Below are 15,950 nucleotides of genomic sequence, written 5' to 3'. Positions count from 1 at the left end.
CCCCCTGGTCATTTCTTCACGCGTACGGTCTTCGTCGACCGCGTCTCCAAGGTCATCTCGTCGGCGTCGGCGACCCTCGCCTTCAGCCGCACAGTACCGCTCGCCGCGTCCACCACGTCCACCACCTTCGCCAGCAGCTTGGCGGTGTCCTCGTTGCCGGAGGCGCTGGCGAGCTGCACCGCACGGCCCAGTTTGGCGGTCGCGCCGTCCACGTCGCCGGACTTGCGGGCCTCCAGCCCCTGCTGGATGACCTGTGCCAGTTCGGCCTGCCCGGTGTAGTGGGCGACCTGCGGGTTGATCCGGGTGGAGGCGGCCATGTCGTCGGTCCACACCGCCCGCACCAGGCCCTGGGCGAGCGGCTGCCAGGTCCCGTCGGGCTGCGGCAGCACCAGGGACAGTCGCGCGGCCAGCATCTCCTGCCCGACGCCGGCGGCCGGCACCCGGACCGCCACGTGGTAGTCGCGGGACTCGTCGCCCCACGAACCGGTGGGGTAGTCGCCGGCCCGCGGCCCGGCCTCGGTGCGGCGCGCGGTGAGGTCCTCCACGTTGGGCGCGACCTGCTTGACGAAGACGATTTCGGAGCCCTGCGGGGTCCACAGCCGCAGCGCGACGTCCGCGATCTCCTTGCCCATCGCGTTCTCCATCATCGCCTGGAAGTCGGCGGCCAGGCCCGCCGGATCGGCCACGATGTCCACCGAGCCGAGCAGCGCCGAGGCGACGCCGGTCAGCTCCTTGACCTCCCAGTCGGTACCGACCCCGCGCGCGTCGCAGGTGAAGGAGCCCGCGCACCGGTCGAGGGCGGCCTGCAGTGCCTGCGGCTCCTCATGCTCGTTGCGCCCGTCGGTGAGCAGGATGGCGTGCCGTATCGCCACCTCGCCCGCCCGCAGCAGCTGGTCGGCGAGGGTGAGCCAGGTGCCGATGGCGGTGCCGCCGCCTGCGGTGAGCTTGCGCAGCGCCTGCCTGGCCTGCGCGCGGGTGGCCGGGTCGGCCACGGCCAGCCGGCCGCCGCCGGGGAACACCTCCCGCGCCTGGTGGGTGCCGGCGACCACCGCGAAGGCGACACCGTCACGGATGGCGTCGATGGCGACGGCGGTGGCGTCCCGCGCGTTGCGCATCTTGGTAGGCGGGTACTCCATCGATCCCGAGCAGTCCACCATGATCACCACGCCCGCGTTCGGCGCCTGGCCCGCTCCCGGCAGCAGCCGCGCCCCGGTGGTGCCGCCGCCGGTCGCGGTGACCGTGGCGATGGCGTTGACCTCACGGCCGCCCTCGGGCAGGAACTCGTTCTGGTACACGTCGACCGAGAACCGCGGCACGTTCGACTTGGAGAGAATGGCCATCGTCTTCCTGCGCTCCTTAAAGCCCTTGTCCAGCCCCGCCCCGGCTCCCGAAGCCAGGGCCTGTCGTGCGGATCTCCGCGGCGTCGCGGGCCCCGGCACGCACACCTGCCGCGTTCCCGCCGGTCGACGACACACCACGCCGTCCCCCCGGCCTCGCGGCCGCACGCACCGGACCCCGCTCCGCCACCCACGCAGATCCAGACGACAGACCCTAGGCCGGTGGAAATCCTGCCCGTGACACGGCGGCCGGGAACGGCAGCACCGCGACCGTTACGTTGTCGTGGCCGCCGCCGTCCAGCGCCACCCCGAGTAGGGTGCGGGCGCTGTGCAGCGGGCGGGCCCGGGCGTCGGCGGGGATGGCCTCGGCCAGTTCCGCGGCCGACTCCGCGTAGTTCCACAGCCCGTCGGTGCACACCACGATGACCCCGGGCCCCTCCGGCTGGAAGGCCGCCACGTGCGGGTCGACCTCCACCGCGTCCGCGCCCAGCCAGCCGGTGATCGCGTGCGCCCGCTCGTCGGCGAACGCCTCCGCCTGTGTCATCAGGCCCGCCGCGACCATTCTGGCCGCCCACGAGTCGTCCTCGGTGAGCCGTGACGACGGCAGCGAGCGGTCGTCGGGAACCCAGTACGCGCGGCTGTCGCCGATCCAGCCGACGGTGAACACCGGGCCGGCGACGACGGCGCTGACACAGGTGCAGGCCGGCGCGTTGCGATGGGCCGCGCCGTCCGGCGCCGGTTCCTCGGCCAGCGCGGAGACCGCGTCGAAGGCGGCCAGCAGCGCGCCGCGCATGGCGTCCTCGGCGGTCGAGCCCCGCTCCAGCGCGGCCAGCAGCGACTCGCTGCCGGCGGCGGCGGCGGCGGCCGAGGCGTCGTCGGGGCGGTACGCGGTGGACACGCCGTCGCACACCACGGCGGCGACGGCCGGGGTGCCGTCGGGCAGCGAGGCGGCGGCCACGGTGAAGGCGTCCTCGTTGCGGTGGTGCCGCAGACCGCGGTCGCTGACCGCCGCCACGCCCTCCAGCTCCTGCTCCTGGTGGTCCCGTTGACGCGGCTGCGCGTGCCCGCAGTGTTCGCAGTAGCCGTCCTTGTCCACCCCGCCGAGGCCGCAGGCGACGCAGACGGCGCCGCCGCCCCGGCGGGGCCCGGCGGACTCCTGCCGGGGGTCGGAGAGGCGGGCGGCGCCGCCGAGGACGAGGGTGCCATCGGTTCCGGAACGGGGGGGATCGCCGGGGTCGGCAGGGGCGCGGGCTTCGTCGGCCCCGTCGGCCCCGTCGGCCCCGTCGGCCCCGCCGGCCCCGCCGGCCCCGCCGGCTTCTGCCGTTCCGCCGTCCCCGGTGGAACGGCCGGGCGCCCCGCCAACACCGGATGTCCCCGACGGAGCCGCGGACACGGCGACGGCTGCGGCGCCGGCCGCGGATTCGACGGCGGGCCCGGCAGCGAGGCCGGCCGAGGGGCGAGCCGCGGGATCGGCTGCGGAGCCGCCCGCCGGGCCATCCGCACGGTCGCCCCGCACCCCGCTCACCCCGCTCCCGCCTTCGACCGCCGCCCGGCCGGCGGGCACCGCACCCGCAGGCACATCCCCGGCGGCGGCCTCACCGGCGGGCGCTCTGCCGGCGGCGGCCTCACCGGCGGGTGTCCCACCGGCAGGCACGGGGCCGCCGGCAGGCATCCCGTCGGCGGGCGGAGCCGCGAGATTCAGCCCGCAGCCTTCACAGAAACGGTCCCTCGCCCCCAGGTGTTCCCCGCAGTTGGGGCACCGGTCGGGTGCGGCGGTGGGCGGCACGGGGGCCGCGGAGGCCGCCGAGTCGGGCAGTGGTGGCATCGGCTATACCCATGTCCGGGGGCGGAAGCGGTTGGCCCGCTCCACCAGTTCGATCCTCGCGCCGCCCTGCTGGGCCAGCCTGGCCAGCACCCGGTACGAGTGCTCCAGGCCGAGCCGCAGGTCCCGCTCGGTGAGTCCGGCGCCGAGCAGGCCGGCCGGCGCGGGGCCGCCGGCCACCTCGCCGTTCCGGCCGGCCAGCACCCAGTCCAGTGCGCTGCCCAGCACCTCGGTGGCCAGCTGCTCGCGCCGGTCGGAGTCGAGGCCCTGCTGCTGCAGGTCCTCCAACTGCCGGCCGGCGGCGTACAGGTCGGGCAGCAGCGGCTCGCCCGGTGAGCGGTCCCGCAGCCGGGCCCGTACCGCGGCCACCCGGGCCGCCGTGTAGTGGATGGAGGACTCCGGCACCGACTCCAGGGCGCTCACCGCGCCCACCCGGTCGCCGGACTTGAGCAGCACCCGGGCCAGGCCGAACGCGGCGCTGACATAGCTGTGGTCGGTCGTCCACACCAGCCGGTAGTAGTCGGCCGCGTTGTCCAGCTGGCCCAGCACCTCCGCGCAGACGCCGAGCGCCAGCTTCGGCGCCGGCTCGCCGGGGAACGCGTCGTACACGCCGTCGAAGCTGAGCGCCGCCGTTTCGAAGTCGCCGGTGGACAGCGCCGCCAGGCCGCGGTGCCACACCACCCGCCAGTCGTCCAGGTCGTCGTCGGCGAGCGTCCGCAGTACCAGGTGCGCGCCCTCGGTGTCGCCCAGCTCCAGCCGGGCCCGTACGTCCCGCAGCCGCTTCTCCACCGAGTCCTCCGGCGCCGACTGGAGCGCGGCGACCGTCTCGGCCGGCGCGGCGGCCGACAGCCCGGCGAGGAAACCGGCGTTGGGGTCGCCGGGATCCACGTGGGGTACGGGCAGGGCGAGTACGGCGGCGGCCTGGTCCAGCCGGGAGACGACCGGCCCGGCCGCGGGAACGGCCGGCGGGCCGCCGCCCGCCGGGCCGGACAGCACCGGCGGCGGCCCGAAGGTCCCGGCGACCGCGGGGGCGGCCGCGGGCGCGCTCACCGGCGGGCCCGCCGGCGCGGTCCCTGCCGGCCCCGAGGGCGCCGCCCCCGCCCCGCCCCGTCTGCGCGCCGCCTTCTCCAGCGCCCGGTCCGCGCCGAGCGCCGAGGTGTCACCGGTCACCGGCCGTACCAACTCGGTGTCCACCACCCGTAGCTCGGGCCCAAACAGGGTGGACAGGGCCGGCCGCGGCACGCCGGACTCCAGCGCCACGACCTCCCGCAGCACCCCGAGCAGCTGCTCGGCCATCTCCTCGGCGGAGGCGAACCGCTGGCGCGGGTCCGGGTCGGTGGCCCGGACCAGCAGCCGGTAGAAGGACTCGTACCGGGAGAACACCTCGATGCTGCCCGGGTCGGGCAGGCTGTCCGCGAAGACGTTGGTGTAGCCCTGGAAGTCGAAGGTCAGCACGGCCAGCGTGCGGGCCACCGTGTAGAGGTCGGAGGCCACCGACGGGCCGACCTCGGCGACTTCGGGCGCCTGGTAGCCGACCGTGCCGTAGATCGCCGACTCGGCGTCGTCCATCCGCCGGACCGCGCCCATGTCGATCAGCTCCAGCCGGTCCCCGGTCTGGATCGCGTTGTCCACCTTGAAGTCACAGTAGAGCAGGTTGCGGCTGTGCAGGTGGCCGAGCGCCTCCAGCGCCTCGATGGCGAAGGCGATGGCCTGCGCGACCGGCAGCGGCTCGCGCCTGCCGTCCGGGGTGCGGCGCTCGTTGGCGATCTCCTTGAGCGACTTGCCGCCGACGTAGGCCATCACGATGTAGCCGTCGAGGGTGCCGGTGCGCTGGTCGAGGTGCTCGACGAAGTTGTAGATGCGGACGATGTTGGGGTGCTCGATCTCGGCCAGGAAGCGCCGCTCGGAGACCGCCGCGGCCAGCGCGTCCTCGTCGCCGGTGTCGAGCAGGCCCTTGAGCACCACCCAGCGGTCGGAGACCGCGCGGTCGACCGCCAGGTAGATCCAGCCGAGGCCGCCGTGCGCCAGGCAGCCCACCACGTGGTACTGGCCGTGCACCACGTCACCGGGCCGGAGCTTGGGCGTGAAGGAGTACGGGTGGCCGCACTTGGAGCAGAAGCCCTCGGTACGGCCGGGGCGGTCGCCGCGGCTGCGGCCCACCGGGGCGCCGCATTCGCCCCGGCTGCAGAACCGCTTGCGCTCGGGTACCTCGGGGTTTTCCAGGACGGCGGCGGCCGGGTCGGGCCGCGGGATGGGCGGTACGGAGACCAGGCCGGCGCCCAGCTTGCCGCGGGTGGGCGCGCTGGCCGTCCCCCGGGAGCTGCGCACCGACACCGCGCGGCCGGTGCCGCTGCCGGTCAGCGACTGCGAGAGCCGCCCGGACACCGAGCGCCTGGACGCCTGCGAGGAGGACCTGGCCGAGCGGGAGGAGCTGGCCGCGGACCGGCCGGAGTCGGCGCCGGCCCGCGCGGGCGGGATTCCCGCCACGCCCGGCCGCCCGGCGCCGGCCCCCGCTCCGGCGGACCCCGCTCCCGCAGGCCCCGTGCCGGTCCCCGCCGCGGCCGGCAGCGGCGCCAGCCCGCAGGTGTCGCAGAACAGCTCGCCGCCGCCTACGTCCTCCAAGGCCCCGCCGCAGCCGGGCCGTTGGCACTTGCTCACGGTCTCCCCCTCAGCCTTTCCCCGCCCGGTGCACTGACCTGGTGCCCGGACCCGTCGTGTGCCACCGCGGCGATCGCCCCGCGCCCGCGGCCCGTCCCACCGCCCGTCCCACCGCGTGTCCCGCGGCGCGTCCCGCGGCGCGTCGTCCCGCCCGCCGTGCCGCACCCACCGCCCGCTCCGCCGTGCCCGCCGCGCCCACCGCTCATCCCGGTCCCCGCCGGTCCGTCGGCGTGCGCGGCGTGCCGATCTCGGACACCGCCTGCTGGTAGCGCTGTACCGTACGGTCGGCCGCCGCCAGGTCGCAGGGCGCGCTCCACAGCAGCCGGCGCGCCTGGTCGTACCGTTCGATGAGCAGCGGGTCCTCGGCCATGCCGAGCCTGGCCACCTTCGCCCGGTACGCGTCGAGCCGGCCGCGCAGCTCGGCGCGGATCGCCAACGGCGCGGTCACCGCGGTCAACGACTCACGGGCCCGCAGCAGTTCCTCGTCGGCGTGCTCCTCCAGGCTGTCCAGCAGCGGGGACAGCCGGTGCCACTGCGCGGTCCTGGCGAAGTCCTCCGCGGCGCCCAGCTGTTCGTGCAGCCGGGCGGCCGGGCCGCTGACCGCGGGTACGTCGGAGGCGAGGATCTTCGACAGCACCTCGACCCGGGCGCTGCGGGCCTCGGTCAGGGTGCGGTCGGCCCGGGACAGCACGTCGCGCAGCCGTTTGAGCCGGTCCTCCGCGTCGTCCCGTACGTGCATGACCGCTTCCACCTCGCGGCGGATCTCCTCAAGACGGCGGCCGGCCTGCTCGTAGCGCGAGGTGTCGGGCCGGCCGGGGGCGGGCGCCTTCCGCCAGAAGGCCAGCGGATCGGAGACCGTGCGGCCCCGCAGCTCGGTCAGGTCCCGGACCAGCGCCTCCAGTTCGTCGCCCGAGGGGTGCGCGCCGGGGCGCACCCCCACCGAGTCCGCCAGCGACCGTACCCGCTGGGTCTCGGCGGCCAGCAGATCTATCCTGGCGGGCAGCGCGGACCACACCGAGTCGGCGGCGGCGACCGTCTCCATCGCCCGGTCGTACCAGTCGTTCATCCGCGCCAGCAGCTGGTCCAGGCTGAGCCGTTCGGTCAACCGGGCCGGGCCGGTCAGCGAGCGGGCGTGGTCGGGGACGTCGGCCCCGGTGACGGTGATGCCGTCGCCGCGCAGCAGCTCGGTCAGCCGGGAGAGCTCGGTCTGGGTGGGCCAGCGGCGGCGGGCCCGCAGCTCCCGGGCGGTGTTCAGCGCGTCGGTGTACGCCTCGAAGTGCTTCCACAGCGCGGTGATCGCCGCGTCGGTCTCGGCCCACCGCTCCTTGGTGACGCCGGTGAGTTCGGCGCCTTCCAGCAGCCTGCGGCCCGAGTGGTCCTGGAGGGCCAGCAGCGAGGACTCGACGGCTTCGTGCTCGGCGCCGAGCCGCGCCAGGGCACGGTCGACGTCCTCCCGGCCCATGACCGGGCCGGATGCTCCCGCGAGCGCCATCACATCCTCTTCCTGTGCGTCTTCCGGTACGTCTGCTCGTGCGTCCGCCGGCGCGTCCCGCCCGCCGTCCCGCTGCCGTTCCCCGCCCCTCCGCCGTCCCTGCCGTTCCTCGCCGTCGCCGTCCTGGCCCGGTCCCGGCCGCCCTGACCGTCCCGACCGCCTTACCGCTCCCGCCGGTACTGAGGCGTCGGCGGCCCACTGGTGGGTCCCAGGTCGGCGGACAGCCAGTGGTCGTACGACTGCTTCCAGCCGCTGTTCGGCCCGGCTTCGTAGGCGGCGAGTATCCGGTTGACCCTGCGTACCAGATCGGGGCTTCCGGGTGCCATGGCCACACCGTACGGCTCCGGGTCGATCGGTTCACCCACCAGTTTCACGCCGGGGTCCTGGGCGGCCAGACCCGCGGCGAGCGCGTTGTCGGTGAACACCGCGTCGGCCTTGTCCAGTTGCAGCAGGACCAGGCAGTCCAGCTGGTTGTCGACCGTCACCACCTTCGCGCCGAACCGCTCGGCGTCCGACTCCTTACCGGGGCTTTTGCCGGTGAGCGTGGTCTCGCCGAAGGCGCCGTCGGCCACGCACACCCGCTTGCCGCGCAGGCTCTCGTCGTACCCGGTGACGGCCGAGCCGTCGGGGACGAGGAGCTGCTGCCCGGCGTTGAAGTAGGCGGTGGAGAAGACCACGGGGTAGTCGGTGGCGTGGAGACGGGCGCAGGTGATGCTGACGGTGCGCACCACCATGTCCACGTCGCCGTGTTCGATGGCGGGGAAGCGCTCCGCGGTGGGCACCGCCAGATACTGCACCTTGTCGGGGTCGCCGAGGATGCCCTTGGCGATCGCCCGGGTGATGTCGATGTCGAAGCCGGCCAGCCTGCCCTTCTGCTTCGGGTCCCGGAAGCCCCACAGGTAGCTGTCCTGGTCGATGCCCACCACCAGCCGGCCCCGTTTGACGATGGCCCGCACCGCGGCGCCGTCGGTGTCGCCGAGGGCCGGGTCGAGGCTCTCGGCCATGTTCGCCGGCGTGCACGTGCCGGCGGCGTCCTGCGCGGACGCGTACCGCGCCTGCACGACGGCCCCCCGGGCGTGTGCCGCCTTCGCCTGCCCGGTGCCGCTGTCGCCGTGCAGCGGTGCCACCGCGCAGGTCAGGGCCAGCCCGCAGGCCGCCGCCATCGCGGCCACGCCGCCCCAGCCACGCCAACTCCCGTTCACGGTACGTCCTGTCCGTCGAGGATCGGGTCCGCCGTCCGTCATGCCCCTCACCGGTATCACCGGTATTCCGACAGGCGGCGCCCGATGCCGATCGCGGTGCCCGCCGCCGCCAGGAGGGCGAGCAGGGCCACCCCCACCGGCAGCAGGGACAGGGCGCCGTGTCCGCTGTCCGCCGCCCGCGCGAACTCCGACTGCTCCTGGGCGAGTGCCGCGTCCAGGTCGCTGCCCACCATCCGGAAGCACTCCTCGGCCGGGTCGGCGACCTTCCTGCCGTCGCAGTCGGTGCCGATCACCTGGGCCACGGCGCGGTCGTACTCGCCCGCCTTGTCACTCGCGCGGGAGCTGTCGTGCTGGGCGCCCCAGCCGCGCACCTTCTTTATGGCGGCCCGGACCGGGTCGCGGCCCGCGGCGCTGTCGGCCAGCGCCAAGGCGTACGCGAGCTGGGCGCCCGGGTCCCTGGGATCGTCCGCGGTCAGCTTCTTCATCTCGGCGCCGAACCCGTCCTCGTACTTCTGCCCCGAACCCCGCGCCACCAGGGTCAGGTTCTCGTCCGACCGGGCCTGGAGCACGGTGATCCGGGCGTTGTTGAGCGCCTGGACCGATCGCGCGCCGTGCACGTAGGAGTCCGACAGCCGGGTCCTGGCCAGGGTGTGCCCGGCCACCAGCCACACCAGCGCCATCGCGCAGGCCAGGCTGGCGGCCAGCATGCCCTGGTTGAACACCCGGTTGGTACGCCGGTAGTTGCGGCGCTGCGCCCACACCAGGCCGGTCAGGACGAGCGCGCCCAGCACCCAGGCGGCCCAGGGCAGCGCCTTGGCGTCGGCGTAGTCGCGGCTCAGCCGGTCGTTCTCGATCCGGTACAGCGCGGCGGCGGAGTCCAGCAGTCCGCCCCGCGTCTGCATCTGGCTGTCGGCGTAGCGCAGATACGCGGCGCCGAGCGGGAAACCCTGCCGGTCGTCGGCCTGCGCGGTGGCCACCAGCTGCGCGTACGCCGGCAGACGGGTGCTGAGGAAGACGATCTGCTCGGCCGCCTCGGAGGACCCGGCGCTGCTGGCCGCGGCCGTCGTGATCAGCCGGGCGGCGCTGGTGATGTCCTTCTGGTAGCGCGCGGTGTCCTCGGCGGGCTCCTGCCCGGTGCCGAGGAAGCCCTCCGAGACGGTCGCGTCCGCGTCGGCGAGGTAGCGGTATATGTCGGCGGCGTTCCGGCTCACCTGGGAGCTGCGGTGCACCACGCGGTCGGCGGCGGCGGCCCGTTCGGTGATCTGCCAGGCGGTGACGGCGCCGAACGCGACGACGAGGACGGTTAGCACGGCGCCGATCAGCCGGAGCCGGCCCGGCTCGGTGGTCAGAGCGGTCCGCAGCCGGTCGGCGCCCTCCGCCCAGGCCCGGCGCCGCGGCGCGGGCCCCCGCCGCGCGGGCACCGTCGGCCGAACGCCCTGTGTCGGCGTGTACGTCACATGTCCTCCCCCGGCGGACCCGCTCTGCGCGGGGTCACCCAGCAGTATGGCCGTCGTGTCCCGCGCGGTTCCAGCGCCCCGGGAGATCTCCCCCGGCCCCACCAGGTCACACGCGTCCGGTCAGAGGTTCGGTTCCAGCCCGCCCGGCCGGGTGTGGTAAGCGGCACGGCGCGTCGCGGTGCGGTGGCACCCCCGGCGGAGGCCGCCGGGGGTCGTGCGCCGGGTGGGATCGGCCGGGGAACCCGCCGGGTGGAAGCCGCCGCGGGGCTGTCCGCCGGGTGGAAGCCGCCGAGCGGTGGCGGGCGGCACGGCGCCCCGCGGCCGCACGCGGAAGCCGGGCGCGGTCGCGGGGCGCTGCCGCCCGGTCAGGCGTAGTGCGCGCGCAGCGCCGACCGGGCCTGCGGCGGGGCCGCCACGTGGTCCAGGCCCAGCAGCGCGGCGCCGAGGACCGGCGGGGCCGTCACGACGTGCGGCCGCGCCTTGGGGGCGCGGGCGGTGAGCCGGTCGGTGATGGCGTCCATCAGATACCGGTTGCGCGCCGCCATGACGCCCCCGCCGAGCACCACGTCGGCCTCCTCGTCCAGCAGGCCGAGCCGGCCGAGCGCGACCGTGGCCAGCGCCACGATCTCCTCGGCCTGGCGGTCGAGGATGGACCGGGCCACCGGGTCGCCCGCGTCGGAGGTGGCGAAGAGCACCGGGGTGAGCTCGTAGCGCCGGGCCGCCGGAATCGTTTCCAGGTGCAGCGCCTCGATGAGCGCGTACATCGAGGTGAGGCCGAAGTGCGCGGGCAGCGTGGTGGCGAGCGCGGTGGGTCCGCCGCGCCCGTCCTCGGCGCGGGCGGCGTGGAAGAGCGCCTCCTCCGCCAGGCCCGATCCGCCGCCCCAGTCCCCGGATATCCGGCCGATCGCCGGGAACCTGGCGGTCCGCCCGTCGGGCAGCATGCCCACGCAGTTGATGCCGGCGCCGCAGACCACCGCGACCCCGCGCGGCTCGTCCACGCCGGCCCGCAGTATGGCGAAGGTGTCGTTGCGGACCTCGGTACTGCGCGCCCAGCCGCGGGCGTGCACCGCGGTCGCCAACCGCCGTTCCTCAACGGGCAGGTCGGCGTTGGCCAGACAGGCCGAGGTGTGTTCGGCCAGCGGTACGGGCGGCGTCCCTCCGCCCGTCGGAAAACCCGCGTCGGCCGCCGCCCGCGCCACGATGAGGGCGAGGGACGACACGGCCGCCTCGACGCCGACGACCGGCGGCTGGAAGCCGCCGCCGCGGGCGGCGCCGAGCACCCTCCCGTCGGCGGCGACCAGCGCCACGTCGGTCTTGCTGTTGCCCGCGTCGACGGCGAGGACGCCACCGGGGACGAGCGGTCGGGGGTATCTCCCAGGCCAAGGGCTCTGGGGGTGGTTCAGGCCCACGCCAGATGCTCCCGGTTGTGCGCGATCAGCCGGTCGGTCAGTGCCTCGGCGTACGCGTACTGGCCGATCAGCGGGTGCGACAGCAGCGCGGTGAACACCCGGTCCCGGCCGCCGCGCAGCGCCGCCTCCAGGGCCAGGTCCTCGTACGCGGTGACGTTGGCGACCAGCCCCGCGTACAGCGGCTCCAGCGGCGGCACCGGCAGCGGCCTGGCGCCGTCGGCACCGACCACGGCGGGTACCTCGATCACCGCGTCGTCGGCGAGGAACGGCAGGGTGCCGTTGTTGTAGGTGTTGACCACCTGCACGTCCCCGGTGCCCCGCAGCAGCGAGGAGGCGAGCGCGACGGCGGCCTCGGAGTAGTAGGCGCCGCCGCGCTTGGCCAGCAGCGCCGGCTTCTCCTCCAGCGCCGGGTCGCCGTACATCTCCAGCAGCTGCTTCTCCATCGCGGCGACCTCGGAGGCCCGCGACGGGCCGGTGCGCAGCTCGCGCACCACCTCGTCGTGCGCGTAGAAGTACCGCAGGTAGTACGACGGCACCACGCCGAGCCGGTCCAGCACCTCGCGCGGCAGGTGCAGGTCGGCGGCGATGTCCTCGGTGTGCTCGGCGAGCAGCCTCGGCAGCACGTTCTCGCCGTCCGGGCCGCCGAGCCGCACCCCCCGCTCCCAGGTGAGGTGGTTCAGGCCCACGTGGTCCAGGTGGATCTGCTCGGGCGTCACGTCGAGCATCGCGGCGAACTTCCGCTGGAAGCCGATGGCGACGTTGCACAGCCCGACGGCCTTGTGCCCGGCCTGGAGCAGTGCCCGGGTGACGATGCCGACCGGGTTGGTGAAGTCGATGATCCAGGCGTCGGGCGCGGCCCTGCGCACCCGTTCGGCGATGTCCAGCACCACCGGCACGGTCCGCAGCGCCTTGGCCAGACCGCCCGCGCCGGTGGTCTCCTGGCCGACGCAGCCGCACTCCAGCGGCCAGGTCTCGTCCTGGTTGCGGGCCGCCTGACCGCCGATCCGCAGCTGGAGCAGCACCGCGTCGGCGCCGGCGACGCCGGCCTCCAGGTCGGCGGTGGTGGTGATGGTGCCGGGGTGGCCCTGCTTGGCGAAGATCCGCCGGGCCAGGCCCCCGACCAGTTCCAGGCGGTCCGCGGCCGGGTCGACCAGCACCAGCTCCTCGACCGGCAGGGTGTCGCGCAACCGCGCGAACCCGTCGACGAGTTCGGGTGTGTACGTGGACCCGCCGCCCACGACTGCCAGTTTCATCCCTTGACTCCCGTCAGGGTCACGCCTTCGATGAAGGCCTTTTGCGCGAAGAAGAAGACCACGATCACGGGGGCCATCACCAGAACGGTGGCCGCCATGGTCAGATTCCAGTTGGTGTGGTGAGCGCCCTTGAAGGACTCCAGTCCGTAGCTGAGGGTCCAGGCCGCGGGGTTGGAACTGGCGTAGATCTGCGGCCCGAAGTAGTCGTTCCAGCAGGAGAAGAACTGGAACAGCGCGACCGCGGCGATGGCCGGCCTGATCATCGGCACGATCACGGTGAGCAGGGTGCGCAGTTCACCGCAGCCGTCGACCTTGGCGGCCTCGGTGTACTCCTTGGGGATGGTCAGCAGGAACTGCCGCAGCAGGAAGATGGTGAAGGCGTCGCCGAAGGCCATCGGGATGATCAGCGGCCACAGGGTGCCGTCCATCCCCATCTGCTTGGTCCAGAACAGGTACATCGGGATGATGACCACCTGGGGCGGCAGCATCATCGTCGAGATCACCAGCACCATGACCAGGTTCCGGCCGCGGAAGCGGAACTTGGCGAGCGCGTACGCCACCGGCAGCGACGACACCACGGTCAGCACCGTGCCGGCCACCGCGTAGAGCAGGGTGTTGCGCCACCAGGTGAGGAAGCCGGGGGTGTCCCACACGGTGCGGAAGTTGGACCACTGCCAGGTGTGCGGCCACAGGTCCCGGGTCAGCGCCTGGTTGTCACTCATCACCGCGGTGAGCAGGACGAAGACGAACGGCAGGATGAAGAAGGCCGCCGCCGCGATGCCGAGGGCGTGCACGGCGATCCAGTGGAGCGTCTGCCGGCGCCGGGCGGTGCGCCGGGCGCGGGTGTCGGAGCCGGTGCCGCTCTCGCGGACCGGTACGGTCAGGGTCGTCTGGGCCATGTCAGTCCTCCGCCGACAGGAAGCCGCTGCGGCGGCGCAGCAGCAGCGCGGTGAACGCCATCGCCAGTACGAACAGCACCAGGGCGATCACGCACGCGGAGCCGTAGTCGAAGCGCTGGAAGCCGCGTTCGTAGACCAGCTGCGGCAGGGTCAGGGTCGACCTGTCGGGGTAGCCGGGCTCGACCTGCTGGCCGGAGTTGCCGATGACGCCCGAGGCGACCTTTCCGGCGACCAGCGGCTGCGTGTAGTACTGCATGGTCTGGATGACCCCGGTGACCACGGCGAACATCACGATCGGCGAGATGTTCGGCAGTGTCACGTAGCGGAACCGGTGCCAGGCGCCCGCGCCGTCCAGCTCGGCGGCCTCGTACTGCTCCTTGGGCACGTCGAGCAGCGCGGCCATGAAGATCACCATCAGGTCGCCGATGCCCCACACCGCCAGCACGGTCAGCGCCGGCTTGGACCAGTGCGGGTCGGTGAACCAGCCGGGCGTCGGCAGTCCGACGGTGCCCAGGATGTGGTTGACCGGCCCGGTGCCGGGGTTGAGCAGGAAGACGAACGCCATCGTGGCGGCGACCGGCGGGGCCAGGTACGGCAGGTAGAACGCGGTACGGAACAGGCCCGCGGCGGTCTTGATCCTGGTGATCAGCAGCCCGATGCCCAGCCCGAAGACCACCCGCAGCGTCACCATCACAATGACCAGCCACAGCGTGTTGCGCAGCGCCGGCCAGAAGAACGGGTAGTCGGTGAAGACGTACTTCCAGTTCTTCGCGCCGGCCCAGGTGGGCGGGTTGATGCCGTTGTAGTGCATGAAGGAGAAGTAGACGGTGGACAGCAGCGGGTAGACGAAGAAGACGCCGAACCCGATGATCCACGGGGACAGGAAGGCGAGGGTGCGCAGCGCGGCCCTGCGGCGCCTTCGCCTCAGCAGGGGGTGGACGGCGGCGCTCATCACCGGGCCTGCGCGATGTCCTTGTCGACCTGCTTGTCGACACCTCGCAGACCGGCCTGGAGGTCCTTGGACTTGCCGGACTCGTAGGCGTAGCCGAAGTCCTGCAGGGTCAGCTGGTAGGCGCCGCCGTTGATGCTCGGCGGGGTGGTGGTGCTGTCCGGGTTCTGGGCGATGTCGATGAAGGTCCTGAAGCCGGGGTCGGCGTCGAGCTCGGGCGACGTGAGCGCGGCGAGTGTGGAGGGCACGTTGTGGATCGCGTTGGCGAAGGACACCACCGCGTCGGTGTCGGTGGTCATGAACTTCACCAGCTCCCAGGCGGCGTTCTTCTTGGCGCTGTTGTTCGCGATCCCGATGATCGTGCCGGACAGGTAGCCCTTGCCGTAGGTGCCCGCCTGGTCGTCGGGGACCGGGAACGGCGCCACCCCGAGGTCGTTCATCCCGGCGTCCCGGGCCATGCCCAGCCGCCACTCGCCGTCGATGCCCATCGCGACCTGGCCGGTCTGCAGCGGGTTCTTGGCGCCGAACTCGTCACCGAAGGTGGTGCGGTACTTCTCCAGTTTGGTGAAGCCGCCCAGCGACTTCACCATGTCCTGCTGCCAGTCGAACATCGAGGTGAAGCCGGGGTCCTCCGCGACCTGCGACGCGCCGGCGGCGTCGAAGTACTTCACGCCCCACTGGGCCGCCAGGTGGGTGGTGGTCGACTCGTAGCCGTGGAAGTCCGGCATGTAGCCGAGCTGGCTGTACGAGTCGCCGCTGGACTTGGTGAGCTTGACCGCGTCCTGCTTGAACTCCGTGAGGGTCTTCGGCGGGGCGGTGATGCCGGCCGCCGCGAACTCCTTCTTGTTGTAGTACAGGCCGTACGCGTCGCCGAGCAGCGGCAGGGTGCAGCGCCTGCCCTCGAACTGGGTGTACTCCAGCATCGGCTTGGGGAAGGTGGCCGCCGGGTCGATGCCGGACTTCCGCAGGAAGGGGGCGAGGTCGGCCATGGCGCCCGAGGAGCAGAACTGGCCGACGTTGTCGGTGGTGAAGGAGGACACCACGTCGGGGGCCTTGTCGCCGCCGGACCGCAGCGCCTGGTTGATCTTGTCGTCGGTGATGTTGCCCTGCACCTTGACGTGGATGGCGGGGTGCGCCTTCTCGAACAGGGCGACGTTGTCGTTGATCGCCTGCAACTCGTTGGGCGCGGACCAGCCGTGCCAGAAGTTGACGGTGACGTCCTTGGCGGTGTCGTCGCTCGCGGTGTTCGAACTCTGGCCGGTACACGCGCTCGCGAGCAGGGATATCGCGGCGGTCGCCGCGATGGCTGCGGCTGCCTTCGTCAGACGGGTCACTGCTCTTTACCTCCGGGAAAGGGCCTACGCGGGTGTGCGGTGCCGTCGGAACGGCGGGGGAGGGTGCCGTTCCGCGGTGTCGGCGGGCTCGGGTGGCGGGTGGCGGGTGGCGGGCTGAGGTGAGGCCGGCGGCCGGGG

Annotated in this window: 11 protein-coding genes; all 11 read right to left on the bottom strand. The window is 73.6% G+C overall.

The genetic code is table 11. The features are described 5' to 3' along the window. Window positions 1–8 precede the first annotated feature (8 nt). The 11 genes from RLT57_RS08310 to RLT57_RS08260 all read right to left on the bottom strand — a co-directional run bounded on the left by RLT57_RS08310 (window position 9) and on the right by RLT57_RS08260 (window position 15,812). A complete protein-coding gene (locus RLT57_RS08310) occupies window positions 9–1,340 on the bottom strand; it encodes a vWA domain-containing protein (protein ID WP_311296718.1) in 1,332 nt (443 codons plus the stop codon). Between the two features lie 211 nt (window positions 1,341–1,551). Next, the gene (locus RLT57_RS08305) at window positions 1,552–2,433 is read right to left on the bottom strand and encodes a PP2C family protein-serine/threonine phosphatase (RefSeq protein WP_311296717.1); all 882 of its coding nucleotides are present in this window, start codon (window positions 2,431–2,433) and stop codon (window positions 1,552–1,554) included. Between the two features lie 732 nt (window positions 2,434–3,165). Continuing rightward, window positions 3,166–5,817 carry a tetratricopeptide repeat protein gene (locus RLT57_RS08300; protein ID WP_311296716.1) on the bottom strand — a complete coding sequence of 884 codons (2,652 nt, stop codon included), beginning with the start codon at window positions 5,815–5,817 and terminating at the stop codon, window positions 3,166–3,168. Between the two features lie 202 nt (window positions 5,818–6,019). Continuing rightward, window positions 6,020–7,309, bottom strand: coding sequence for a hypothetical protein (locus RLT57_RS08295; RefSeq protein ID WP_311296715.1), 1,290 nt, complete (start codon window positions 7,307–7,309; stop codon window positions 6,020–6,022). A 161-nt stretch (window positions 7,310–7,470) separates the two neighbouring features. Further along, window positions 7,471–8,511, bottom strand: coding sequence for a glutamate ABC transporter substrate-binding protein (locus RLT57_RS08290; RefSeq protein ID WP_311296714.1), 1,041 nt, complete (start codon window positions 8,509–8,511; stop codon window positions 7,471–7,473). 56 nt (window positions 8,512–8,567) lie between these two features. Then, window positions 8,568–9,968 (bottom strand): hypothetical protein, encoded by a 1,401-nt coding sequence (locus RLT57_RS08285; protein WP_311296713.1) that lies wholly within the window; start codon window positions 9,966–9,968, stop codon window positions 8,568–8,570. A gap of 365 nt (window positions 9,969–10,333) precedes the next feature. Continuing rightward, window positions 10,334–11,371, bottom strand: coding sequence for an N-acetylglucosamine kinase (locus tag RLT57_RS08280; RefSeq protein ID WP_311300632.1), 1,038 nt, complete (start codon window positions 11,369–11,371; stop codon window positions 10,334–10,336). After that, a complete protein-coding gene (locus RLT57_RS08275; RefSeq protein ID WP_311296712.1) occupies window positions 11,368–12,630 on the bottom strand; it encodes a 6-phospho-beta-glucosidase in 1,263 nt (420 codons plus the stop codon). Before RLT57_RS08275 ends, RLT57_RS08280 begins: the two co-directional genes overlap by 4 nt. Continuing rightward, entirely contained in the window at window positions 12,627–13,529 is a 903-nt protein-coding gene (locus RLT57_RS08270; protein WP_311296711.1) for a carbohydrate ABC transporter permease, read from the bottom strand. The genes RLT57_RS08275 and RLT57_RS08270 overlap by 4 nt, the downstream gene beginning before the upstream one ends. A 1-nt stretch (window position 13,530) precedes the next feature. After that, on the bottom strand, window positions 13,531–14,481 hold the full coding sequence (locus tag RLT57_RS08265) for a carbohydrate ABC transporter permease (protein WP_311296710.1): 951 nt from the start codon (window positions 14,479–14,481) through the stop codon (window positions 13,531–13,533). After that, complete coding sequence (locus RLT57_RS08260; protein ID WP_311296709.1) at window positions 14,481–15,812, bottom strand: extracellular solute-binding protein; 1,332 nt, start codon at window positions 15,810–15,812, stop codon at window positions 14,481–14,483. The genes RLT57_RS08265 and RLT57_RS08260 overlap by 1 nt, the downstream gene beginning before the upstream one ends. Window positions 15,813–15,950 lie beyond the last annotated feature (138 nt).

It is taken from the genome of Streptomyces sp. ITFR-21, from assembly GCF_031844685.1.
GTDB lineage: Bacteria > Actinomycetota > Actinomycetes > Streptomycetales > Streptomycetaceae > Actinacidiphila.
This window is presented reverse-complemented; position numbering and strand designations above follow the sequence as displayed.

Bases quoted from the DNA above. Each gene is read 5' to 3' on its own strand.
- RLT57_RS08270 (WP_311296711.1), bottom strand. From the start codon at position 13,529: ATGGCCCAGACGACCCTGACCGTACCGGTCCGCGAGAGCGGCACCGGC.
- RLT57_RS08295 (WP_311296715.1), bottom strand. From the start codon at position 7,309: ATGGCGCTCGCGGGAGCATCCGGCCCGGTCATGGGCCGGGAGGACGTC.
- RLT57_RS08265 (WP_311296710.1), bottom strand. From the start codon at position 14,481: ATGAGCGCCGCCGTCCACCCCCTGCTGAGGCGAAGGCGCCGCAGGGCC.
- RLT57_RS08275 (WP_311296712.1), bottom strand. From the start codon at position 12,630: ATGAAACTGGCAGTCGTGGGCGGCGGGTCCACGTACACACCCGAACTC.
- RLT57_RS08310 (WP_311296718.1), bottom strand. From the start codon at position 1,340: ATGGCCATTCTCTCCAAGTCGAACGTGCCGCGGTTCTCGGTCGACGTG.